This is a genomic window from Vulcanisaeta distributa JCM 11216 (assembly GCF_001315985.1).
GTDB classification, from domain to species: Archaea; Thermoproteota; Thermoprotei; order Thermoproteales; family Thermocladiaceae; genus Vulcanisaeta; species Vulcanisaeta distributa_E.
Map to the genome: position 1 here is coordinate 187,441 of NZ_BBBI01000002.1, position 20,128 is coordinate 207,568.

At 46.3% G+C, this 20,128-nt stretch carries 26 protein-coding genes and 7 pseudogenes; 18 read left to right on the plus strand and 15 right to left on the minus strand.

Annotated features, from left to right (window positions below; all coding sequences use genetic code 11):
• Positions 1-54 precede the first annotated feature (54 nt).
• From JCM11216_RS02920 to JCM11216_RS15645, 5 genes are all read right to left on the minus strand, one after another.
• Positions 55-1,482 (minus strand): extracellular solute-binding protein, encoded by a 1,428-nt coding sequence (locus JCM11216_RS02920; protein ID WP_243674970.1) that lies wholly within the window; start codon positions 1,480-1,482, stop codon positions 55-57.
• Between the two features lie 110 nt (positions 1,483-1,592).
• Positions 1,593-2,345: an MBL fold metallo-hydrolase gene (locus JCM11216_RS02925; protein ID WP_054853289.1), complete on the minus strand. Its 753-nt coding sequence runs from the start codon at positions 2,343-2,345 to the stop codon at positions 1,593-1,595.
• A gap of 48 nt (positions 2,346-2,393) precedes the next feature.
• The gene (locus JCM11216_RS02930) at positions 2,394-2,714 is read right to left on the minus strand and encodes a hypothetical protein (protein ID WP_054853247.1); all 321 of its coding nucleotides are present in this window, start codon (positions 2,712-2,714) and stop codon (positions 2,394-2,396) included.
• A gap of 70 nt (positions 2,715-2,784) precedes the next feature.
• Positions 2,785-3,351 (minus strand): NAD-dependent epimerase/dehydratase family protein, encoded by a 567-nt coding sequence (locus JCM11216_RS15640; protein ID WP_243674971.1) that lies wholly within the window; start codon positions 3,349-3,351, stop codon positions 2,785-2,787.
• Positions 3,326-3,586: a hypothetical protein gene (locus JCM11216_RS15645; protein WP_243674972.1), complete on the minus strand. Its 261-nt coding sequence runs from the start codon at positions 3,584-3,586 to the stop codon at positions 3,326-3,328. Before JCM11216_RS15645 ends, JCM11216_RS15640 begins: the two co-directional genes overlap by 26 nt.
• Positions 3,587-3,821: 235 nt before the next feature.
• Here JCM11216_RS15645 and JCM11216_RS15650 point away from each other — a divergent pair, with 235 nt between their 5' ends.
• Genes JCM11216_RS15650 through JCM11216_RS15665 form a run of 4 tightly spaced genes read left to right on the plus strand, consistent with a single transcriptional unit; the run spans position 3,822 to position 5,925 of the window.
• A complete protein-coding gene (locus JCM11216_RS15650; protein ID WP_243674973.1) occupies positions 3,822-4,148 on the plus strand; it encodes a hypothetical protein in 327 nt (108 codons plus the stop codon).
• Entirely contained in the window at positions 4,094-4,840 is a 747-nt protein-coding gene (locus tag JCM11216_RS15655; RefSeq protein WP_243674974.1) for an MFS transporter, read from the plus strand. The genes JCM11216_RS15650 and JCM11216_RS15655 overlap by 55 nt, the downstream gene beginning before the upstream one ends.
• Positions 4,822-5,496 carry an MFS transporter gene (locus tag JCM11216_RS15660; protein ID WP_243674975.1) on the plus strand — a complete coding sequence of 225 codons (675 nt, stop codon included), beginning with the start codon at positions 4,822-4,824 and terminating at the stop codon, positions 5,494-5,496. Before JCM11216_RS15655 ends, JCM11216_RS15660 begins: the two co-directional genes overlap by 19 nt.
• 39 nt (positions 5,497-5,535) lie before the next feature.
• Positions 5,536-5,925, plus strand: coding sequence for a hypothetical protein (locus JCM11216_RS15665; protein WP_243674976.1), 390 nt, complete (start codon positions 5,536-5,538; stop codon positions 5,923-5,925).
• A gap of 64 nt (positions 5,926-5,989) precedes the next feature.
• Here the strand turns inward: JCM11216_RS15665 and JCM11216_RS15670 are convergent, their stop codons facing one another.
• A complete protein-coding gene (locus JCM11216_RS15670) occupies positions 5,990-6,133 on the minus strand; it encodes a hypothetical protein (protein ID WP_243674977.1) in 144 nt (47 codons plus the stop codon).
• A gap of 154 nt (positions 6,134-6,287) precedes the next feature.
• Between JCM11216_RS15670 and fni the strand changes: the two are divergent.
• Both fni and JCM11216_RS02950 read left to right on the plus strand, forming a co-directional pair.
• Positions 6,288-7,366 (plus strand): annotated as a pseudogene (gene fni / locus JCM11216_RS02945) (type 2 isopentenyl-diphosphate Delta-isomerase).
• Between the two features lie 70 nt (positions 7,367-7,436).
• The gene (locus JCM11216_RS02950) at positions 7,437-7,859 is read left to right on the plus strand and encodes a hypothetical protein (RefSeq protein ID WP_054853248.1); all 423 of its coding nucleotides are present in this window, start codon (positions 7,437-7,439) and stop codon (positions 7,857-7,859) included.
• Between the two features lie 2 nt (positions 7,860-7,861).
• Here JCM11216_RS02950 and JCM11216_RS02955 read toward each other — a convergent pair.
• Positions 7,862-8,684: pseudogene (locus JCM11216_RS02955) on the minus strand (50S ribosomal protein L2).
• A 65-nt stretch (positions 8,685-8,749) separates the two neighbouring features.
• Here JCM11216_RS02955 and JCM11216_RS15675 point away from each other — a divergent pair.
• From JCM11216_RS15675 to JCM11216_RS02965, 3 genes are read left to right on the plus strand one after another with little or no spacing between them, the layout of a single operon-like run.
• Complete coding sequence (locus JCM11216_RS15675) at positions 8,750-9,094, plus strand: hypothetical protein (RefSeq protein WP_243674978.1); 345 nt, start codon at positions 8,750-8,752, stop codon at positions 9,092-9,094.
• Between the two features lie 12 nt (positions 9,095-9,106).
• On the plus strand, positions 9,107-9,295 hold the full coding sequence (locus JCM11216_RS15680) for a hypothetical protein (RefSeq protein WP_243674979.1): 189 nt from the start codon (positions 9,107-9,109) through the stop codon (positions 9,293-9,295).
• Between the two features lie 3 nt (positions 9,296-9,298).
• Positions 9,299-9,601 carry a hypothetical protein gene (locus JCM11216_RS02965; RefSeq protein ID WP_054853249.1) on the plus strand — a complete coding sequence of 101 codons (303 nt, stop codon included), beginning with the start codon at positions 9,299-9,301 and terminating at the stop codon, positions 9,599-9,601.
• Here JCM11216_RS02965 and JCM11216_RS02970 read toward each other — a convergent pair.
• Entirely contained in the window at positions 9,598-10,515 is a 918-nt protein-coding gene (locus JCM11216_RS02970; RefSeq protein WP_054853250.1) for a radical SAM protein, read from the minus strand. The two genes, JCM11216_RS02965 and JCM11216_RS02970, sit on opposite strands and share 4 nt — an antisense overlap.
• A gap of 167 nt (positions 10,516-10,682) precedes the next feature.
• Between JCM11216_RS02970 and JCM11216_RS02975 the strand changes: the two genes are divergently transcribed.
• The 4 genes and pseudogenes from JCM11216_RS02975 to JCM11216_RS02995 all read left to right on the plus strand — a co-directional run bounded on the left by JCM11216_RS02975 (position 10,683) and on the right by JCM11216_RS02995 (position 14,504).
• Positions 10,683-11,183 (plus strand): DUF996 domain-containing protein, encoded by a 501-nt coding sequence (locus JCM11216_RS02975; RefSeq protein WP_243674980.1) that lies wholly within the window; start codon positions 10,683-10,685, stop codon positions 11,181-11,183.
• A 254-nt stretch (positions 11,184-11,437) separates the two neighbouring features.
• A pseudogene (locus tag JCM11216_RS02980) lies at positions 11,438-11,826 on the plus strand (rhomboid family intramembrane serine protease).
• Positions 11,827-12,003: 177 nt separating this feature from the next.
• Positions 12,004-13,694: pseudogene (locus JCM11216_RS02990) on the plus strand (hypothetical protein).
• Positions 13,695-13,832: 138 nt separating this feature from the next.
• Positions 13,833-14,504: a hypothetical protein gene (locus tag JCM11216_RS02995; RefSeq protein ID WP_243674981.1), complete on the plus strand. Its 672-nt coding sequence runs from the start codon at positions 13,833-13,835 to the stop codon at positions 14,502-14,504.
• Positions 14,505-14,599: 95 nt separating this feature from the next.
• Here the strand turns inward: JCM11216_RS02995 and JCM11216_RS15685 are convergent, their stop codons facing one another.
• Entirely contained in the window at positions 14,600-14,737 is a 138-nt protein-coding gene (locus JCM11216_RS15685) for a hypothetical protein (protein WP_243674982.1), read from the minus strand.
• 323 nt (positions 14,738-15,060) lie between these two features.
• Here JCM11216_RS15685 and JCM11216_RS03000 point away from each other — a divergent pair.
• A pseudogene (locus tag JCM11216_RS03000) lies at positions 15,061-15,771 on the plus strand (DUF72 domain-containing protein).
• Between the two features lie 42 nt (positions 15,772-15,813).
• On the opposite strand, the gene JCM11216_RS15690 reads toward JCM11216_RS03000, so the two are convergent.
• From JCM11216_RS15690 to JCM11216_RS15715, 6 genes are all read right to left on the minus strand, one after another.
• On the minus strand, positions 15,814-16,359 hold the full coding sequence (locus JCM11216_RS15690; RefSeq protein ID WP_243674983.1) for a hypothetical protein: 546 nt from the start codon (positions 16,357-16,359) through the stop codon (positions 15,814-15,816).
• On the minus strand, positions 16,338-16,562 hold the full coding sequence (locus JCM11216_RS15695; RefSeq protein ID WP_243674984.1) for a hypothetical protein: 225 nt from the start codon (positions 16,560-16,562) through the stop codon (positions 16,338-16,340). The genes JCM11216_RS15690 and JCM11216_RS15695 overlap by 22 nt, the downstream gene beginning before the upstream one ends.
• A complete protein-coding gene (locus tag JCM11216_RS15700; protein WP_243674985.1) occupies positions 16,514-16,690 on the minus strand; it encodes a hypothetical protein in 177 nt (58 codons plus the stop codon). Before JCM11216_RS15700 ends, JCM11216_RS15695 begins: the two co-directional genes overlap by 49 nt.
• 11 nt (positions 16,691-16,701) lie before the next feature.
• Positions 16,702-16,989: an MFS transporter gene (locus JCM11216_RS15705; RefSeq protein WP_243674986.1), complete on the minus strand. Its 288-nt coding sequence runs from the start codon at positions 16,987-16,989 to the stop codon at positions 16,702-16,704.
• A gap of 114 nt (positions 16,990-17,103) precedes the next feature.
• On the minus strand, positions 17,104-17,550 hold the full coding sequence (locus JCM11216_RS15710; RefSeq protein WP_243674987.1) for a hypothetical protein: 447 nt from the start codon (positions 17,548-17,550) through the stop codon (positions 17,104-17,106).
• Positions 17,551-17,622: 72 nt separating this feature from the next.
• Positions 17,623-17,991 carry a hypothetical protein gene (locus JCM11216_RS15715; RefSeq protein WP_243674988.1) on the minus strand — a complete coding sequence of 123 codons (369 nt, stop codon included), beginning with the start codon at positions 17,989-17,991 and terminating at the stop codon, positions 17,623-17,625.
• Between the two features lie 19 nt (positions 17,992-18,010).
• Between JCM11216_RS15715 and JCM11216_RS15720 the strand changes: the two genes are divergently transcribed.
• The 4 genes and pseudogenes from JCM11216_RS15720 to JCM11216_RS15730 all read left to right on the plus strand — a co-directional run bounded on the left by JCM11216_RS15720 (position 18,011) and on the right by JCM11216_RS15730 (position 20,120).
• Positions 18,011-18,232 (plus strand): hypothetical protein, encoded by a 222-nt coding sequence (locus JCM11216_RS15720; RefSeq protein ID WP_243674989.1) that lies wholly within the window; start codon positions 18,011-18,013, stop codon positions 18,230-18,232.
• Positions 18,233-18,242: 10 nt separating this feature from the next.
• Positions 18,243-19,506, plus strand: a pseudogene (locus JCM11216_RS03015) (UbiD family decarboxylase).
• Between the two features lie 67 nt (positions 19,507-19,573).
• Positions 19,574-19,926: pseudogene (locus JCM11216_RS15725) on the plus strand (NAD(P)-binding domain-containing protein).
• The gene (locus JCM11216_RS15730; RefSeq protein ID WP_243674990.1) at positions 19,914-20,120 is read left to right on the plus strand and encodes a hypothetical protein; all 207 of its coding nucleotides are present in this window, start codon (positions 19,914-19,916) and stop codon (positions 20,118-20,120) included. The pseudogene JCM11216_RS15725 and the gene JCM11216_RS15730 overlap by 13 nt, the downstream one beginning before the upstream one ends.
• Positions 20,121-20,128 lie beyond the last annotated feature (8 nt).

Here is a 20,128-nt window from a genome sequence, read left to right on the forward strand (position 1 = left end):
ACTCACCGTAAAAATTAATTTTTAATTTTTAACACAATTATGACTTAGGTAGTATTAGCCTGAACAGGAACCGTAGGTTTGAACAAGGGCGTTTACCCAAGACGCAGCGGCAGTATTCATTGCCTCCTGAGCACTCACTTGCCCAAGTAGATATTCGAATACCTCCTGGTTAAAGCTTGGTATTAACTCTGGGTATGTTGGTGGTATGTTTGGCGGGTTTGCCCAGGCGTACTGAGCAGCATTGTAAACGGCATTAAGTAATTCCTTATCATGCGGACTAAGCGTACTATTACTCAGTAGCATTTGGAATGCCTCCTTCGATATTGGGAACTTATGGAAGTACAGGTACTCATATACCTGGACCTGAGGCGATACCAGGAACGCAAGGAATTCAAGGGCCAACTGCTTATGCGTTGAGTACTTACTGACGGCAAGGAAGTTAGTGCCGGTCTCGGCGTAGCCACCCGGTAATGGTGCTAGGCATGTATCATTGTACACGCTTGATGGTAGGTATGATAATTGGCTAACGAACATTAACGCAGCAGGTGCGTACTCGGCATATAGCTCTGGTAGGTTATCATAAGTTACAGGCGTGACGTTTGGCGGTGGCTCATATGAAACAAGTTCCTTATAGACCTCGAGTGCCTCAATACCATCCGTGGTGTTGAAGTCGGGTAGTGGGTATGTACAGCCTGGCGCTGGTGCTCCGTAGAACATTATGTTGAAGTTGGGTAGACCACCAACCCTGCCATCGTTAAGGTTCGGATCCCTCATGTACCACCAACCAAATACTGCTGGGTAAGCATCTATTATACCGTGTGATACGTGGTCATCAATTAGGACGCCGTACTTAGTGATGCCATTCCCCCCCACTAGGAATTGGTCGACGTCGAGCACGGTTGTCCAGTTCTGCCAGGTTAATGGGTTAAACTCAACGCCATACTCACTATAGAACTCCTGGGCCAGTGTTTGGTTGTTGAATATCGAGCACTTATAAGCGAGCATGTAGGTTACCGTCTCATAGGCTATGCCGATATACTCGATTTGGCCTGTCGTAGTATTGTAGAACTCACCGCCAAAGGCCTCCTGAGGAGCCATTAAATCGCTCATGTTAAATAGGGTCCCCCCCATATACGGATTGAGTGGTAATACGTAAGGCACGAACCTAAGCGATGATGTCGATGTGAACTCTATAATGTCATACTCAGTTGAGTGGGCCTCGAGTGCCGTTAATTCGTTGGTGACGTACTGACTAAATGGGTATGTAATAACCTCAACATTTACATTGGGGTGTTCCTCGTGGAATAATTGGCCGGCGAATTGTATGAATTGGGCGGTGGTTCCTGAGTAGGCGACGACGACTATGGTTACTGTTTTTGGCGCAGTTACTGACTTAATATAGTAATAGGCGCCAATTGCGATTATAACCACTATTATAACGCCGATTATAACCCAGGTTGTGCGTGAGATGCCACTCCTCACATAGTATCTTATGATGCACAGGTTATAAGTATTTTCTAGGACCAGTGTCTTTATATTATTCCAATGAATACTTCAATATCATAAAATAAGTAAATCTTATACAAATTCAATCACTTTAATCTTTGGGTGTCAAGTGGAGTACATGGTAGTGGAATAACTATATTAACACCGTGTGCACCACTTAATATGGGTGATTCCACATAATAATGCACCGGCATTAGGTACTTAACACCGGCCTCCCTAGCTATTTGTAGTGCCTCACTTGTCGTTGAATGTCCATGTAAGTGGGATACCTCCTCGGTGCCTGGGTTTCCGGACGCCTCGTGGATAAGTAATGTACAGTCCCTGGCAAGGTTCACTATATTTGAAGTAGGCCTAGTGTCGCTACTGTATGTTACGCATGATCCATCAGACCCATCAATCCTATACGCCAGTGTCGGTATTGTATGATCCGCCAAAACCGCGGTTATCCTGTAATCATGGCCGATGATCACCGTTAATGGCTCTGGGCTTGGGTCAATTGGATGAAATTCTATTGCTGATAGGTATTGCGGTATACCCAATGCATCAAAGAGCTTCTGCAGATCCACGTCTCTAGGTCCATAAACCCTGAGCATTATTCCCTTGGCCTTGGCGAATAACGCCAGAGTCGATAGGCCCATCACGTGATCACCATGCCTATGTGTTATGAGTATGAGGTCCAGGTTATCCACGTCGAAACCACAAGTCCTTAAGGCCCTGTAAGTACCTTCACCGGCATCAATTAAAATCCTTGATTTACCGGTCTCCACCATCAGTGATACATTGCCTAGCAGTGGGTTTGAGACCCAACCACCAATCCCCCCCAGTGGAATTACTCTCACGGTATAGTAAAGCACTGAATATTATTTAAGGCGTTACCTCAGGGCTAATTAAATCAGGAGTGCGAGTTCGATGACGGCAAACACGGCGCCTACCAACGTCCACCAGGTAAAGACCAGGTTCAGGGCGGCAACCACAATGCCCAGTGTCCTAACCTCAGTGTCGCTCTGCCTAGTTATTAATAATATACCGGCGCCTATATTCATTATAGCCAGCGCAATGGTAATCAACGACAATGCCCAGAGTATGGTTACGCCTATGTTGGGTATTGGAATCACGATAATCGACATAAGGACCAGAAGCAGTGCTGGCACAAGTAGAAAGGCTCCGCTGATGAGCATCAATATACCAGCAACCCTGGGCTCACCCATCAAGATCACGCATTATTAAGCCATTAAATAATTACTATCCATAAACCTCCTCAACCAATCAACCATCTCCCTAACCCCCAACACCAATTGCGGGCTCAACATCACCCAACACCCTCCTCGTACTTCCACAATCATACTGCACATTGACGTACTTAAGCAATGAACGAGCACCACTGGGTAAGAATAAACTAACGATACCAGGCGGCAGCGGTATTCTAATTCCATTAATATTCAGATACTCAGCCATTAGCCTAGCAAATTCACCCAGACTATACATGCTACATTCAGTTGCATAAAGAAACGTGTTTCTATACTCCTCACTAACTGCTAGTCTCTCAAGTTCCTTCACTAGGTAACCCACATAAATGGCATTGACAAGGCCGCTAATTTGCGGTATCAATCCAATCCTCACAAGCCTATAAAGACTGAGGAATTCATTGTGGTCGTTATAATACCCATAGACAAGTGCCGGCCTAACAATTACGTAATTAAGTCCCTCATTGCCCAACTCCTTAATGGTCCTCTCACCATCGCACTTAGACCTCTCATAATCCGTCCTCGGACTTACATACGAGAAGTCACAATGCACAGGCTCCTCACTTATGAACCTACTATCCTCCTGTTGCTGCTGATGCACTTATATGAACTAGCTTTATTGACCTATCAACATTGAGTATCGCCCTAGCGATATTGCGGGGGGGAACCTCAACATGGGCATTCCACAATTCAGTCCATGAGCCATTCAATATACCGACCGTATTAAATACATAATTTGGCTTAATATTGCTGATGAGCTTTACGGTATCGTCGTAATTACCGGGGGGGTCCAATTTATGTGGCTTAACATTCAATTCCAATAGGTCCTTCATCATAAGGGCCTTGCTACCGCGAATCGATCTATAGGTTATATATACATCGAACCCCCCTATCAACTAGGTGCTTAGCTAAGTTCGTTGCAATGAATCCAAGTCCAATGATTAAAGCCTTCTCCACAATGTCTTATTTATGACAAAGTAATAATTAAGTCTTTCCCTAAATAGAGAAAATAGCCGATATCACTAACAAAGAAGGTTTTATAAATGCTTGGTACCCGAATGCCATAATCGTATGCAAAGGGAACTGTGGGCATCAATAAGTGAGGGTCAGAGAAGGGCCGTATTGATAAATGCGTTCCTTGGAGCACTGCTGGGGGGGTCTATGAATGTATCGTCAGTCGTGATTGCGCTGCCCGCGATACTCAGGGGGGGTATTGGGCTTAGTATTAATACGGCAATTGGCTTCATGATAATGGCTTGGATAATGTTCGCATACCCACTGGTGATGGCGATTACCGTAGCCTCATTGGCAGGTTATCCGACATGTATGGTAGGGGGGGTAGGGTGTTTACCATCGGTGATATCGTATTCACAACAGCATCATTACTGCTGGGTCTAACGCCAGGCTACGGCGCAGTTGCCGGTATTCAAATGGTGACCTACAGGTTCTTACAGGGGGGGCTGGGTGGCGCGATGATGTTTGGCAATAGCGCCGCATTAATAACCGATGTTTATCCGCCGGAGCGTAGGGGGGGCGTGGCGCAGGGTATCGTTGGCATATCGTTTAGTGCAGGTAGTATATTGGGCCTGGTGATTGGGGGTTTATTAGCCACGATTAACTGGAGGTGGGTATTCCTGTACAACGTACCGATAGGCATTATCAGCATTGTATGGGCGTACAGGAGTGTCTATGGATTACCTGCGGGCTTTGCAAAGGCTAAGATTGATTGGATTGGTGCGTCATTACTAACCGTATCATTAGTACTACTGCTCATGGGATTAATGCTATCTATGACACCATATGGAAATTCATCACTAGGCTGGGGTAATCCAATGGTCTGGATACTGCTTGGTATTGGTGGTGCCCTATTTAGCTCATTATTCTTCATTGAGTCCAAGATCCCAGAGCCAATGCTCAGGGTTAGGCTGTTTAGGATTAGGCAGTTTACCTACGGTGTAGTGAGCAGCCTCTTCCTATTCCTCGCCCAGGGTGCCAATGTATTCGTCCTTTCGCTGCTTCTACAGGCGATTTACCTACCGCTTCATGGTGTCCCATACGCCGACACACCACTTTGGCTGGTATATACCTAATACCAAGTAGCATAACCAACGCCATCTTCGCACCAATAGGCGGTAAGTTACTGAATAGGTTTGGTGCCAGGGTTGTATCCACATTAGGCGCAATACTCCTTGCAACTAGCTTTGAATTACTGACGCTACTGCCAATAGCGAACTTCAACTACGTATGGTTCGCAGCAATACTACTACTAATGGGTGCTGGCTCGGGCCTATTCCAATCACCGAATCTAGTATCAATACTCAGCGCAGTACCGCCGACGGAGAGGTCAGCCGCCTCTGGACTAAGGTCAGCAATGCAAAACATAGGCCTATTGATGAGTTTCGCGATATTCCTAACCTTAATCCTGACTGGGGGGGCCTCAACGACACTATCGCAATCAATATATAATGCATTATTGAACGCGGGGGGGGTTCCTGCAAACGATGCCAACAGGCTAGTGTCGATTCCACCAGTCTACGCATTATTCGCGGCGTTTCTCGGTTATGACCCAATAAGGACCCTAATTGAGCAGGCAGGTATATCATTACCAGCCAGTGTATTCAGTAATATCGATAAATTAACCTTCTTCCCAAGCGCAATAGCCCCCCCTGCAATGGCCGTGGCTTCTACTACGCATACCATACAGCAGCCATACTTGCCGTGCTGGCCGCTGTATTCTCATACCTAAGGGGGTAAGGAGACATTCCATCATCAATCACTTGAGACCATGCAAGTAAGCGCGAAAAATGCAGTAAAGGCAATTGAACAAGTAAATACGCAGGATCCAGTAAGTGACAATAAGTCAGTCAATGCCAATAATAGCAATAACGCTGACATTAAATCAGACCCAATACTACGAAAAACCTATGCCGCCTACCTATTAATGAACACTGAATTAGGCGAAACCGTATTAAACAATATAACAAGCAGGGAGCTCATCTACGCCATAGCCACCACATCAGGGCTTCCCAATTGGTTCATTAATTTCGTAAATAGTATTAATAATTGCCAATTTAATGAAGCAATGGTGGAATCATTAATGAAGCACGTAAATGTGCCGGATTGGCTAGGTGAAGTCGTTAATAATTGGTTAAAAACGAAGTCTCTAAATAAATGATAAAATTATTTATTAATGTATATACACTTTACTAATACATTATTTTCAATTTCTAAGCAATACTTCATAGATATAGTATGTACGCCTTACTACCGCTCCATAAAACCGCCCTGCCATCACTCAAATACTCAATAGCAGTGTATCCTCTATATATCCTTCTTTCCGTATTTACCTGGTTTTTACGTGATTTATCTCTATCCATGAACATTTTCTTATCACCGAACGAAGACTAGGCTTTTCTGTTAATAAATTTATATTGTGAACCGGGTTTAATCAATATATTAGCTCTTAATAACTATATAAGTTATAAATCACGCAGAATCTAGGATAAGTTTTTATTTCGTTGGCTAATCCATGCTTGAATGATTGAGAGTAGGAAAGATGACCATATTAGGATTGCGTCAGAACAGAATGTTGAAGAAGGCAATAACCTATTTAACGAGGTGTATTTAATTCACATGGCACTGCCTGAGATTGATCTTGATGATGTAGATACGGCCATAAACATATTCAACAAGAGACTATCATTCCCATTCATAATTGGCGCAATGACTGGCGGTACGGAGACTGCCGAGAAAATAAACGCCACACTTGCTAAGTGCGCTGAGGAGTTTGGTATTGGCATGTACGTTGGCTCCCAGAGGGTCGCCATTGTTAAGCCTGAGACGGCTAGGAGCTTTAGGGTCGTTGCTGAGAATGCTCCGACAGCCTCAAGATAGCCAACCTGGGTGCTCCACAGGTCTCTAGGCTTGATGAGAAGGTGCTCGGTGATTGGGTCTCGCAGGCGATAGACATGATTAATGCTGACGCAATAGCCATCCACCTGAACCCTGCCCAGGAGGTTTTTCAACCTGAGGGTGAGCCCTGGTTTAGAGGCGTCATTGATAAGCTTAGGTTCATTAAGAAGGTGGCTAATAGGCCGCTAATCGTTAAGGAGGTTGGTAATGGAATATCCATGGAGGTTGCTAGGATGCTTGCATCTAAGGTTGGTCCAGATGCGATTGATGTTGCAGGTACTGGAGGTACGTCATTCATAAGGATTGAGAGCATAAGGGCGGGTACGATGAGCGAGGCTGATGTATTCAATGGCTGGGGGGGAATACCGACGGCAATATCTATTTGCGAGGTTAGGAGCGTTTATGATGGCGTGGTAATTGCGTCGGGTGGTGTTAGGAGTGGACTTGATGGCGCCAAGGCGATAGCCATCGGGGCGAACGCCTTCTCAATGTCGAGGCCGCTCCTCCTGGCTGCGCTTAAGGGGTATGATGAAACCAAGAGGTTCATTGGTAGGTTACTTAAGGAGTTTAGGATTGCCATGTTTCTCACGGGTTCAAAAAACATTAATGACCTTAGTAAGGCACCCATTGTTTTTGGCCCGGCAATAATCTCCTGGCTCAGTCAAAGGGGCATACAGTGCAGGCACATCAGGCATGGTAAGTAATATAATTGTCATAATTCCTAAGAGTTAGCATAAGCATTTTATAGATAAGACATTGACTCATAGGTAGGTTATGTCTATTCAGGGTATTTCATGCCCAAGGTGTGGCTCGAGAAGGATAGCCATCGTCGTCTCAGACGCATTAACATTCAAGTGCCTGGACTGCGGTTATACCTGGTCACCAAACCTACCTGCCCAGGGCCTTGTTCACACTAGGTCCGGTGATGTTCACTGGACTGAGGTTAAGAAGATCATGGAGGATGCCATAAACTACGTCATAGGTCTGCTGAGTGGTGGCTTGATCAACTGCAATGACGTTATTAATAAGGTTCAGGAGAAGTATGGGAATTACCTGTCATCACGTGAAATCCTTAGAGTCATAATTAATGGGGCTAAGAAATATCTTGAGGAGATTAGGTATAAGGACGCTAATAAATACTCGGTATTAGCCACGGAATTAAGTAAATGCAAGGAATTAATAAGCAAGAGGGAGTAACCTTATTCTGACGGCATTGCACTCGTCCTCTTGTTCTTAAGTCTCGTCTTCTTCGAATAACCAGACGCCCAAACCCTCTTACTCCTTGGCACAATCTGTGGACACCTCCTACCAGTACACCTAGACGCTATGAAGCCGACCTTCTGGCCAGGCGGCGCAGTCCTAGGCACCGGAGTACCACCCTTCTGGTGACTACCGCCACCATGTGGGTGAGCATATGCATTCATTGCCTTACCCCTAACCAATGGGTACTTCCAGGACTTAGCCAGCGACCTGTAGTACTTAGCGCCTGCCTTAAGCATCGGCTTCTCGATCCTACCGCCACCAGCCACTATACCCACCGTTGCCCTGGCCCTCGAGTCTACCTCCATAACCTTACCACTGGGTAATTGAACAACTGTGGTACTGTCCTTATGGATGAGGACGACAGCGTAGGTGCCGCCTGACCTGACGAATTTGCCACCATCATTAATCCTCTTCTCAATGTTATAGATCATGGAGCCCTCGGGAATCTTGCCGAGCGGCAGTATGTTGCCTGGCATTGGCTTGGCCGCCGCGCCGATCTCAATAATCTGCCCAACATACATGCCCTCAGCCGCGTAATTTAGGAATTCCCTACCATCCTCAAGCGCTATCCTAGCCACAGGGGGCATTGAGCCCCCCCGGTACATGCATCAACTCCTTGACAACGCCCCCCCTAATTACGCCATTAAGCTCGGCATCACTCATTGGTAAATACCTAACAGGACCCTCCCTAATCCAGCTTGGGCTTCTGAACTGCGAACCACCTCTCCCTCGTCTTTGCACCAGTATTTTCTTGCCCACGGTTAATCCCGTTAATGGTGATGGGTAGTGGGTTTTTAAATATTTACATTGATGGGTAATGCGGAATGAAGGATTCGAAGAATCAGGAGAAGACAATAATCGTTAGGAAGACGGGTACTGATGAGTATAGCCTCATCAAGATTAATAATGGTGATGTTCATGAATTTGAGGAGAAGGGTATTGGCGATGTGAGGGATGGGACAATGATCCTAAGGCCCATAGAGCTCGTGTACCTGTCCATAATTGGGTACAGGGTGATGATTGATGGCAATGAGGCTGGCGTGAATGAGTTGATAAGGGAGGTTAAGAATCCACACGCCTTAACGGTGTACCTGGACATGAGGAAGAGGGGGGGTTACTTCATAAAGCCCGTGGTTAATGGCCCCCGTGGACTTCCTGGTGTGGGATAAGGGTAAGAGCCTGTGAATTCGAGCCCGAGGTACATGATTAAGATAGTCACTGAGGGGTTGGGCATACAGGTAATGGAATTACTAAATGTGCTGAAGTACAGCGAGGGTATGGGTGCGCAGTTGGTCCTTGCGCTCGTGAGCTCTGAGGGGGTTATCACTTATTATAAGGCATTCACATTTAAGCCTGCTAAGGGTGGTTGATTCATGGTCACGATTAAGGACATAGAGCAGGTATTAACTATGGTTAGGAACAAGGGGGGGCTTAAAGTCATCATTAGGCTGAGGAAGTCGAGGAACATGATCGCCCTTGAGAGGGAGATTAGGGCCCTGAGCCCTGAGGGTAATTACGTGGCCTGGGCTTCGGCATTCCCAGCACCGCCTCATCAGATCATTGATGCGTATGGGATAGCCTCGATAGAGATTTACTGCAGAGGTGAATTGATTAAGCAGTTGAGTGATTGGAGGGAACTAGTCAAGGAGCTTCAGTCACTGAATGAGTGCCATTAACCACTCTCTACATCGTACTCCTTACCGCCAATCCTCAACTTAATGACAACGCCACCCTCGCTCTTACTCTCCACGGTACCGTCATCAAGCACAACCTCATTCCCGTCACTAACCCTCATATTAATCCTAAACAGCCTAGCACCGATTTGGGCCAGGTCCTTATAGCGGGATGTGCATACGTTAACGTTTATCCAGGGCCACCTCCTCCTAATCTCACTGGCTATTTTAATGCCGGCATCAATACTGCCCATGACACTACCGTCGGGCCCCGGTTTATAGCCCATGCTTATCAAATTATTTATGTTTGCGGGGGGGCTTACGTCAAGTTCGTTCAAGTTCACAAAGCTTATCAAGCCATTATTAATGAGTAGTTCAGCAACCTTAACAATATCATCCTCGAACCTGGGCAGGGCAGGCACCTCAAGGCCAAGCTCAATACCCGCGTCCTTAAGTACCTTAAGTAGGCCTAGTTTACCGTTTAATTGCGTTGGGTTTGTTGCGTGTATCCTGACCTCATCAATGCCACTACTCGCCAGTTTCCTAATGGCAATCTCACTGGCGTTCAAGACATGCGTATACATATGTATGTGAAAGCCCCCCCGTCCATAAACGTCCTTGAGCAGTTTCACCAACGTAACCACCCTATCAACAACCATTATTGGATCACCACCCGTGATCGCCAACCCATTTGACCCAGCCCTATCCAACTCATCAATTATGTCACCTGGGAACTTATTGACTGGCCTATCGTTAATGAACATGACGTCCCTGCCAAACCTATCCCTATTGACTGGGCAGTAGAAGCAATTCAGTGGGCATAGGCCCGTTATGAAGAGCACACTCTTAATGCCCAGTTGGCACTGCCTACATCCCCCCCTTGCCAATTCACCAAAAACTATGTTAAGCCTATTCATGTATCGAGGGATCAATTAATCCTCCCTAATTAATCTTACATTTTTATTCCCCCCCTAACTTAATCATATTATTAAGTTTTGCATAATGTTTTAGTACTATGTTCTTTTTATGCTTTTTAGAGGTATTGATGGGTAAAGTTTATAAAAAATATTTAAAAATAAATCCCGTGAGTAAACAAGAAGAGGTAAGGTCTGCTGGTACACTTGGTTTCATAGGCGGCATATTAACCTTCATACCATATGCCGATGTCGTGGGCTTTATACTCGTGCTAATAGCTTTGCATCAATTATCAAAGGCCTACAATAACAATGAAATCTGGAGAAATGCAATAGTGGCGGTGATTATCTCAATAGTCGGTGCCGTTATTGCCATATTTTCATTCATAGGCGTAATAGCTTTTTTGTCGTCCATAAACGCTGGAACGTATGCTAGCGTTGGAACTATAATTGCGTGGGTTCTTGGCCTATATGCAATTGCGGTAATAAGTGGATACTTCTGGAGAAATGCCTATGCAGCTCTTGCATCCTCAAGCAATGTGAGTGAGTTCGCCAGCGCCTCGAGGTGGTATTGGTGGGGCTCGCTGTTGACCATAGTGATTGTTGGTGCCATACTATTGATAGTTGCTGATATATACGCGATACTTGGTTATTATAGGCTATCACGATGATGTGTTTAGCAAAGGTTAGGTATTTTAAATTAATCAATACGTAGGTACTGATGTACAGGTTTAAAAGTACGTTAATTGCCTTCCTATTATCAACAGTGTTCACCATACCCATATTCATAGCCATGAGTATTAACCAGGTAACCTATGAAGTAATGGTAGCGCTGTTGGGTAGTACGTGGCCGCCAATAACCCCCCCCTGGGGCTTCATAACAGCCATATTCGCACACCCAACATTTGAGGACTACCTATTCGACATGCTCACCCTATGGATGATTGGGCCGTACTTCGAGACGGTGTTCGGAACCAGGAACTTCTGGTTAACCTTCATGCTCAGTGGCGTAGCTCGTCGCTCTCGCCAATACTTTACTACGTAATGGGGACGCCCGTCCTCGTTGGTGGTTCGTCAGGCGCGTTATTTGGCCTGATTGGCTTCATAATAGCTACGCCGCATAGGGGCGTGATACTGGCGAACCCAATAAACATAATAGCGATAATATTCCTACTATCACCACTGGCCTTCGCCTTCGGCATAGCATATCTAGGTCACTTGCTCGGCTTTATCGTGGGCATATTAATTGGTTACCTATACGTGAAGAGAGAACAACGCTTTAATTATGTAAAGTATTTCAGCTTTACTAATTAATGAAGCTACTTGGAATAGAAACAATAATACTTAATAATATATTTAAAGTATTTAAAGTAGTGTATTGATATGCTAGGTATAGGCCTTAAATACGTAATACTCGCATCAATAACAATCCTGCTGGCCATAACAATAACAGCCAACGCAAGTCAGGTGGAACACCCATGGATCTACAACATGACGACACCCCTCGGTAAGGACCCATTCATTACGTACAACGGCTTCTACTCCTTCGAAGCATACCAACCACTACCACCAAGTACTAAGCCCAAAGTAATTCATGTATTTACAAATGCCGTATTCCCATATCAACTAAATAATGCCTACGCGGTTGTACCACAGAACAGCAGTGTGTGCATACCCTCAGGCACATATAGTCTCATTGTACTGAATGTGACAATAACGGAGACCGGTGGTACCCAATATGACAGGCCATTGTATATATTCGTCAATGGAGTACCCGTGTTCTGGGGTTCAACGCAGGAGATCTTGAACTCAACGGCTTGGTCGGACCTGACGATATTTGAGAACATGCTCGCAGGTTCATGCGTTACCTTCAAGGCGTTACTACCCAATTGGATTGTGCCTAGCATAGGCGTTACGGGTTACTACGTAGTCAACGTGACGCTGTATCTATACCCAGGGCCTGAGCCCAGCGGCTTGCCCAATTACTTCATACCAATTGCGCCCAATTCCTATGGAGTATCCCTGATAGGCTTAACCCATTACATGACGAGGTGACGTTCATAACAAACATACCCAGTGGGACGTATAGGGCCGCGCTGCTCATGTACATGGAGGGCGGTGAACTAGATGAGTTCTGGTACACCAACGAACCAGCTACTCGCGAGCTCCTTATTTACTACAATAATTACTTGGCCGCGGTCTTCAACCCATTTGAGACCATATACACCGGAGGCATTGACCCATTCATGTGGAAGCCCATGCCATCAATAAACACGTTGTCATTCCATAACCCATACATGGCTGACATAACTCCGTTACTCGCCACGGGCATAAGCAACGTTAACATCACGTTGACAATGACGAACCTATACGAGGCATACGAATTGACTGAGTCGCCTTACTTCACCTGGACCGTATCGGGAGTACTCATGCTATGGGTTAATGAATCAAACCCAATGGTTGGCGGTCAATTGATAACTGCGTACTCAAGATTTTACGACTCAGGGCCCATATTCTCGACGACACCCACGGGTTTGACGGAGTACATGGAGTATGGTAATTACACGTTGAATTACGTATCGAAATTGGTCTTTGAACATGGCGTTGAGGTGGCGTCATCAGAGCAGTCGGGCGTGTTTAATGCCTATCAATTATTCAATGCCATAATGGAGTACGGCACATTAAGTGAAAACTTCACCGAATCATCGACGGAGAACATAAATGGTATCGACCAATTCACAATGAGCCTCGCCTATAAGTACCCAATTGTATTTAACGTAACCGCCTACATAACACCACTGGCACCGCCAACCTCATACCCATACCCAGCCGCGTATACTCAATATGCCACAGTTAACCTGGGAATGGATGCGCATGAGCACTACTCATTGCCGGGTATGGACTACGAGACAGATGCACTCGAATCCCTCAACTCCTACGGCTTCATGAACCTGACACTACAAATAATTAATCCATACGGCGGCGCAGTGGTCACAGGAATATCCGGAAACTACGCTAGGACTAGTAAGGACTTAACGGCGGTTCACACCTACTCATACCCAACTGGTATACCCGGCTACCTGGAGAAGTTCAGTGCATTGGCAATATCGCCAAACGCCACAGACCTAATTGGTTATTACCAATACGTAATGCTGAGACTAATGAGGCTAGGCAGCGATTGACAAATTAGTTAGGGTTAGAATCTTAAAATCATCATGAATCAAAAATAATCCTAATTCGAAACCTGGTTAATTAACACATATAAAGACATTGCTGCATGAGTATAATAGGATATGAGTAAGGCGTTGGTCATTATAATAATGTCAGTTGCAATATTGGCGGTAATGCTGGTCATGTTTATGCTCATCTACGGCATACCCGTAAAAACCCTAAAATTACTCTTTATGGCCTTATTACCAGAAATAGAACGAATGTACGCACCCACAGCATGTCCTTATTATAATGGTTATTGGTTCACGAACAATTATAACATCGCCATGATATTGAGATCAGGAAACAACTCAATAACCGTTGGTAAGAACTCGATCACATACATAGGTATTGATTACTCCTCTAAAGATACGTACATCTTCATAATAAATAAGCCAAGAGGGGTATTAATATTCACGTACTTTCCAGGGATACCCTCACCAATCGTAATGCCCAATGCCAGTGGCACTATGAAAATTATGATCGTAAACTCAACCCTATACCTCGCAGTAAATTCAAGCAAGCCACTGAAACTCAACCCCCCCTACCCGCCATACTCATTGGGTAATTACGTAAATATGCACATAGACTCCCTAGCATGCGTACCGGCGCATAATGTGTATGATGGGTATGTGTATGTCTACGTATTCTTCATAGAGCAAACATTAGGTTGGAATCCAACATTGGGTATATACCTCATGTCGAACTGCACGCTTTACGACCTAAGTAATTGCAATTATCACAGCGAGACTGTCTACATATACTTCAGGGAGAGCAGTTAAGGTCATTCGTGACCCCCCCATCATCACCAGGTCAGTGGCGGCACAACCCAATCACTAAAGTAAACCAACGCACTGGGTACTTAATCCTTAAGTCGTTACTCACTCATCATTAGCTCTCTAATTAGATTCTCGATCTTGTTGATGGCGTAACTAGCCTCGTCTAGTTCATAAACGCCTTCGTAAAATGCCTCATCATGAAGCGTCCTCATTAAATCACTATAAAGGGCCCTCAAGTCCTCGCTACCAATCTCTCTGAGAATTCTCCTGCGTTCGCCGTGGTTCTTAGGGATTACTCCGGTCTTCCCGTAAATGAATGCGTTAATTGCTATTATTAATGCCTTATCCGCCCTCCTCCTTGGCGTAGTCCAGGATCTCCAGTGCGCTCATGAACATGGCACTTAAGGCGTTACTTGGCATCCTAAGGCGAGTTACTCGTTGTGGCTTAAATAATTATCAGCCCTCCAGGTGGTCATCACCGATCTGGTGTCCCGACAGCCATCATCACTCATTAATTCAGTGCGTGGTAGTTTTATAAGGTGTTAGTGATGGTTACTCCGTGGTTAAGGTCTTTGTTGGCACGTCGGGTTGGCTCTATGATTGGAACCTGGACTCAACCTTTGATTGGTACGTAAGGAACTCCGGACTTAATGCCGTTGAACTCAACGCATCCTTCTATAGGTTCCCATTTAGGAACCAGGTGGTTTCTTGGGCTAGGAAGGGCTCTGGCCTTAGGTGGGCTGTTAAGGTTCATAGTACATAACCCACGTTAAGAGGCTCAGAGGATGCCTTGAGCGCTTGGCGTAGGTTTAGGGAGTTGTTTCAACCGCTCGATCCATACATAGACTTTTACCTATTTCAAATGCCTCCATCCTTCGCATATGGTGATGAGAGTATGGAGAGAATAAGGACGTTCACCAGGGAGACAGGGCTTGGCCCTAGGCTTGCCATTGAGTTTCGCCACGAGAGCTGGTTTAATAGTAAAGATGCCATTAATGAATTGAGGGATTTAGGCATCACCGTAGTGTCTGTTGACGAGCCTGGGGTTACGTGGGTCAGGAGCACAAGTGGCGCTGTTTATTTGAGGCTTCACGGTAGGACTGATTGGTACATGTATGACTATGGTGAGGATGAGCTTAGGGACCTAGCGATTAAGGCTGTTTCCCTTAATCCCATTGCTATCTACGTGTTCTTCAATAATGACCACTGGATGCTTGAAAATGCCAGGAAGATGCTGGAAATACTAAGGAGCTTAATAGGGGGGGAGTGATTTACCTACCAGTCCTTGACAGCATTAATAGCCCAGTGATTGCTAAGCAACGCCGACAGCCATCATAATCACCATGCCTAAGCCCATGGGGGGGCTTATCAAACCAACAATCATCGGCGCCCAACCACCAATCAACAAGCCCCCCCAATTATAGGAGACCCCCCCAAGCCCACTCGCCCTGTATTGAACATCGAATTTGTCGATTAGTACGTATGGCACGAGTCCCATTGCGAAGTTCTCAATGAATGCCAACACCACTAGGTTTGTGAAGTTTGGGTACAGCAATAGGGCGATTGGCGCGTAAGCCAGTGACACTACTAACGTGCCTATTATGAACCACCTATAATTAATTGCCAGGGCTAATGGACCAGCGAGGAGAACAGCCACAACTGCTGCTATTGTCGAGATGAGCATGACGCTAGGTATTATATTTGCCATGCCAATTGCCTTTAGGAAGTCTGAATAAATTAGGTATGTGGAGTAGTAAATGGTTAATAACCCACCCGTAAATAATACGCCAAACCCAAGCCAAACACCACCATACCTAAACAATAGTGTTAATGGGTTCACCCTGGGCCTTGACCACATCGGCGACTCAATGAGCTACTCCTTATTATGAAGGCTAGAACCGCCACTATGGCTCCCGTGCCCATGTATATCCTCCAACCATAGGCATTGAATGCGGTTTGGCCCATGTAAGTTAGGAATAGAGCGTTAACGATAGTCGCTACGACAACCCCCCCTATTGGTAACCACTCTGTATGAACGCCGAGGTTACCTCCTTCCTCCATTTACTCCACTCCATGATCATTGCCGTACCAGGACCCCCCCACTCACCGCCCAGGAATATTCCCTGCAGAAACCTTAGCGCCAGTAGGGTTATTGGCGCGAGTAAGCCAATGACTGTGTACGTCGGCAACAGCGCTATTATTAGGCTGATAAGCTGTAACCGAGGACTGTTGTTAACAGCCCAATCCTCCTACCAAACCTGTCGCCTATGTAGCCCATGATTACGGAGCCAAGCGGCCTACCGACAAGTGTAGCCACCAGCGTTGATAAGCCACCAAGTAGGGAGTATGGACCAGGAAAGAATAATTCACCGAGTAATGGCATTATTGGCGTGACCAGGAGCGCGTCATAACCATCCATGACCCAGCCAAGGTAGGCACTAATGATGGCCCTACGCCTAATGGACTCAAGGCTCCCCTGAATACTCACACGCTGACTAGTAAATGCTAATTATTTAAGTTATTTCGTACATGTATCATATTGAGAGGGGGGGTGGGTATATTCGGGCAATTATCATTGAGGCTATGAAGATCATTAGGAGTATCAACCTGACACTGAAGGGACCAGCCATAAGTTCCTAAGCTCCCTCCACCTACCCCCCCTGACCACATTCTCATCACCACTGAGCAACGGACCAGCCAACCTCAATGTGCGTGGAATGAGTAATAACGACACCAGTGAAATATAGGGTAAGTAATGCAGGGCTGCGGAGACAACGATTGACAGGTACATGATGGCTATTGATGCATAAACCACGTACTTCGTATTCTTAATACCCACGAGCAGTACTAGCGTTATCTTACCCACCGCCCTGCACGCATCAATCTCCAGGGCGCCTGAGCCAATGAGTATTAGTAGTGTGAATAATCCGTTTGGTATGCCAACGATTAATGGCGCGGGGGGTTTGTGTAAATGCCCGTTTGGACGATGTATGAGCCCCCCCATGTAACGAGGGGGGGCCCATGGCGAGCGCCGCAAGTACCTCACCATAGCCCCTATAGTGGAATTTCAATGGCGGTATGCTATAGCCAACGCCAATTATCAAGCCTGCCATGGCCAGTATTAGTACAGTCCAACCAACCAGGGTGAATAGGTAAACCCCCCCGCCATGAAGGCTATCGCCAGGAATACGTAACCTACGGTAATCACATCCCTAGGACTTAACTTAAGGTCTATTATTGGGTGTGGCCTATGGGAGAAGCCACTGGCCCTATACAGTATGTCCACGCCACTTAGGTAATCGTAGTAGTCATGCACTAGGTTAACCCCCCCTGCCTGAGCTAGTAATAGGGCTGCCAGCGTTATTGCGTAGATTATCGGATTGAACTTATTACTTAAGTACCAAGCCAACGCTGTGCCTAGGGTAACGGATGAGAAGGCGCTCGTCAATGTTGTCGGACTGAATGAAATCAACCAGTTCCTAATGCTCATTATGTCATGATAACCACGAGTGTGTTTTAAGGATTTCCATGGAGGAAACCGTTATTTGCCTGATCCGCATTGGTTCCCCCCCGTGGTTATTAAAGACCTTAGGTCATTCGTTAAGGCTCTGGAGGATAGGAGAGACCTTATCAGGATAAATGAACCACTCAGTGTTGACCTTGAGGTCGCCGCATTACTGAGGGAGTTAATGTATAGGGGGTGGGCCTGCCGTAATAATCGAGAGGACTAGGGAAGGCACATTGCCGATAATTGGTAATCTATTTGGCAAGTGGGATAGGGTTATGCTGGCCATGGAGGGTAACGACCCGGAGACCATGGCCTCCAAATTAACGGATCTAGTAAGTCTGAGGATTCCCCCCCAGGGACTGTTTGATGCCCTGAAATCCCTGAATGAGCTGAGAAGGTTTTCACAATACTTCCCAAGGAGTGTTAATGATGGACCGGTTAGGGAGGTTGAGTGGAGTACCACTGATTTAACGAAGATACCGGCCATTAGGCAGTGGCTCATGAACCTGGTAGGTTCGTCACCTTTGGGATAACGTTTGTTAAGCATGGCAACTACAGGAACTTCGGCTTCTATAGGCTGCAGGTGATTGGTAGGGATAGGTTCGTGATGCATTGGCAGCCCTGGCGCAGGAGTGCGATGTACGGGGAGCTCAGTGGGAAGGCTGAGGTGGCTGTTGTCTTCGGTCCTGACCCAGTGACTATGCTCATGGCCGGAGTCTCAATACCGCACCCACTGGATAAGCTTCTGGTCACTGGTGTGCTTAGGGGGCGAGGGTGTTGAGTTGGTGAGGGGTTCGACCGTGGATGTTGAGTATCCGGCAAATGCGGAGTTGGTTATTGAGGGTGAGTTGACCAGTGAGTACGTTAGGGAGGGTCCATTTGGTGATCACGTGGGTGTTTATTCAATAGCTAAGGAGTACCCAGTGGTTAGGGTTAAGGCCATTTACTCAAGGAGGGACCCACTGATACCGGTGACTGTGACTGGGAGGCCTGTGCTCGAGGATGGGAACATAATTAGGTTTGGAACGAGGGTTGTGAAGCCCCCTCCTAAAGCTAATACTCCCTGAGCTAGTGGATCTCGAAATACCGCCTGAGGGCTTGGGCTACGTAATCATCGCATCCATTAGGAAGAGGTACCCTGGGCATGCCAGGAGGGTTATGACGGCGTTGTGGGGCTTGGTACCCGTCCTGGGTAAGGTGGTGATTGTGGTGGATCACGACGTGGATGTCAGGGATTGGGGCCAGGTAATGTATGCGGTGGCTGCTCACGTTAATCCGTCGAGGGACGTGCTCATAATTGATAATTACCCTGTGGAGGAACTTGACCCATCAACGCCGATTCCAAACCTTGGCAGTAAGGTTGGCATTGATGCCACTAGGAAGCTTCCTGAGGAGTACGGCGGTAGGGAGTACCCGATGGATGTTACGGTGCCCAACGACGTAATTGATAGGGTTAGGAGAATCGTGGATTCCATTATGGGCAGGTCAAGGAATTGACGATATGCATATTAGGGCCTAGGTCATTAATTGGGTAATGAGGGTGTGCATAGTTGGTTTGGGTAGGATGGGTAAGGGCGTGGCCGTAAATCTCGTTAATAGGGGCCACGTGGTCCATGGGTATGACGTTAATAAATCCATATACGCGGCATTAAATAATGTTGGTGTAAAGACGGTGGATAATGTGGGGCAATGCGGTGATGCTGATTATGTGGTGCTTGCATTGCCACGGGCAGGGAGTCAGCCCAGGTACTAAGTGAGTTAAGTACTAACGCCGTGGTGATAGACACAACTACGATGAGCATTGCGGAGCTTGAGCAGGTACTCTCCATAGTCCGCAGTAAGGGGCTTAAGTACATAACCGCTAGACTTGAGGGTGGGCCAAAGCAGGCCGAGGCGGATCCCTCGTGTTATTCGTAGGCGGTGATGAGCAGTTATATAGGCAGGCCGAGGAATTCCTGAGGCAGTTAGGCACGCTAATCTACATAGGCACTCACGAGCAGGCCACACTGCTTAAGTTAATCAGTACGTCAATAATCATAGCCAATACCATGATACTGGCTGAACTATCGCCATTAATGAGGGAGCTTGGTCTAGACGTAAATACTGGTTAAGGCGCTCA

What these genes read in the sequence shown, in the direction of transcription:
- JCM11216_RS02930 (WP_054853247.1), bottom strand. Translation starts at nt 2,714, where the DNA reads ATGGGTGAGCCCAGGGTTGCTGGTATATTGATGCTCATCAGCGGAGCC.
- JCM11216_RS15645 (WP_243674972.1), bottom strand. Translation starts at nt 3,586, where the DNA reads ATGATGAAGGACCTATTGGAATTGAATGTTAAGCCACATAAATTGGAC.
- JCM11216_RS15650 (WP_243674973.1), top strand. Translation starts at nt 3,822, where the DNA reads ATGCAAAGGGAACTGTGGGCATCAATAAGTGAGGGTCAGAGAAGGGCC.
- JCM11216_RS15665 (WP_243674976.1), top strand. Translation starts at nt 5,536, where the DNA reads ATGCAAGTAAGCGCGAAAAATGCAGTAAAGGCAATTGAACAAGTAAAT.
- JCM11216_RS15670 (WP_243674977.1), bottom strand. Translation starts at nt 6,133, where the DNA reads ATGTTCATGGATAGAGATAAATCACGTAAAAACCAGGTAAATACGGAA.
- JCM11216_RS02950 (WP_054853248.1), top strand. Translation starts at nt 7,437, where the DNA reads ATGTCTATTCAGGGTATTTCATGCCCAAGGTGTGGCTCGAGAAGGATA.
- JCM11216_RS15675 (WP_243674978.1), top strand. Translation starts at nt 8,750, where the DNA reads ATGAAGGATTCGAAGAATCAGGAGAAGACAATAATCGTTAGGAAGACG.
- JCM11216_RS02965 (WP_054853249.1), top strand. Translation starts at nt 9,299, where the DNA reads ATGGTCACGATTAAGGACATAGAGCAGGTATTAACTATGGTTAGGAAC.
- JCM11216_RS02970 (WP_054853250.1), bottom strand. Translation starts at nt 10,515, where the DNA reads ATGAATAGGCTTAACATAGTTTTTGGTGAATTGGCAAGGGGGGGATGT.
- JCM11216_RS02995 (WP_243674981.1), top strand. Translation starts at nt 13,833, where the DNA reads ATGTCAGTTGCAATATTGGCGGTAATGCTGGTCATGTTTATGCTCATC.
- JCM11216_RS15690 (WP_243674983.1), bottom strand. Translation starts at nt 16,359, where the DNA reads ATGTGGTCAAGGCCCAGGGTGAACCCATTAACACTATTGTTTAGGTAT.
- JCM11216_RS15695 (WP_243674984.1), bottom strand. Translation starts at nt 16,562, where the DNA reads ATGGAGGAAGGAGGTAACCTCGGCGTTCATACAGAGTGGTTACCAATA.
- JCM11216_RS15710 (WP_243674987.1), bottom strand. Translation starts at nt 17,550, where the DNA reads ATGGTGAGGTACTTGCGGCGCTCGCCATGGGCCCCCCCTCGTTACATG.
- JCM11216_RS15715 (WP_243674988.1), bottom strand. Translation starts at nt 17,991, where the DNA reads ATGAGCATTAGGAACTGGTTGATTTCATTCAGTCCGACAACATTGACG.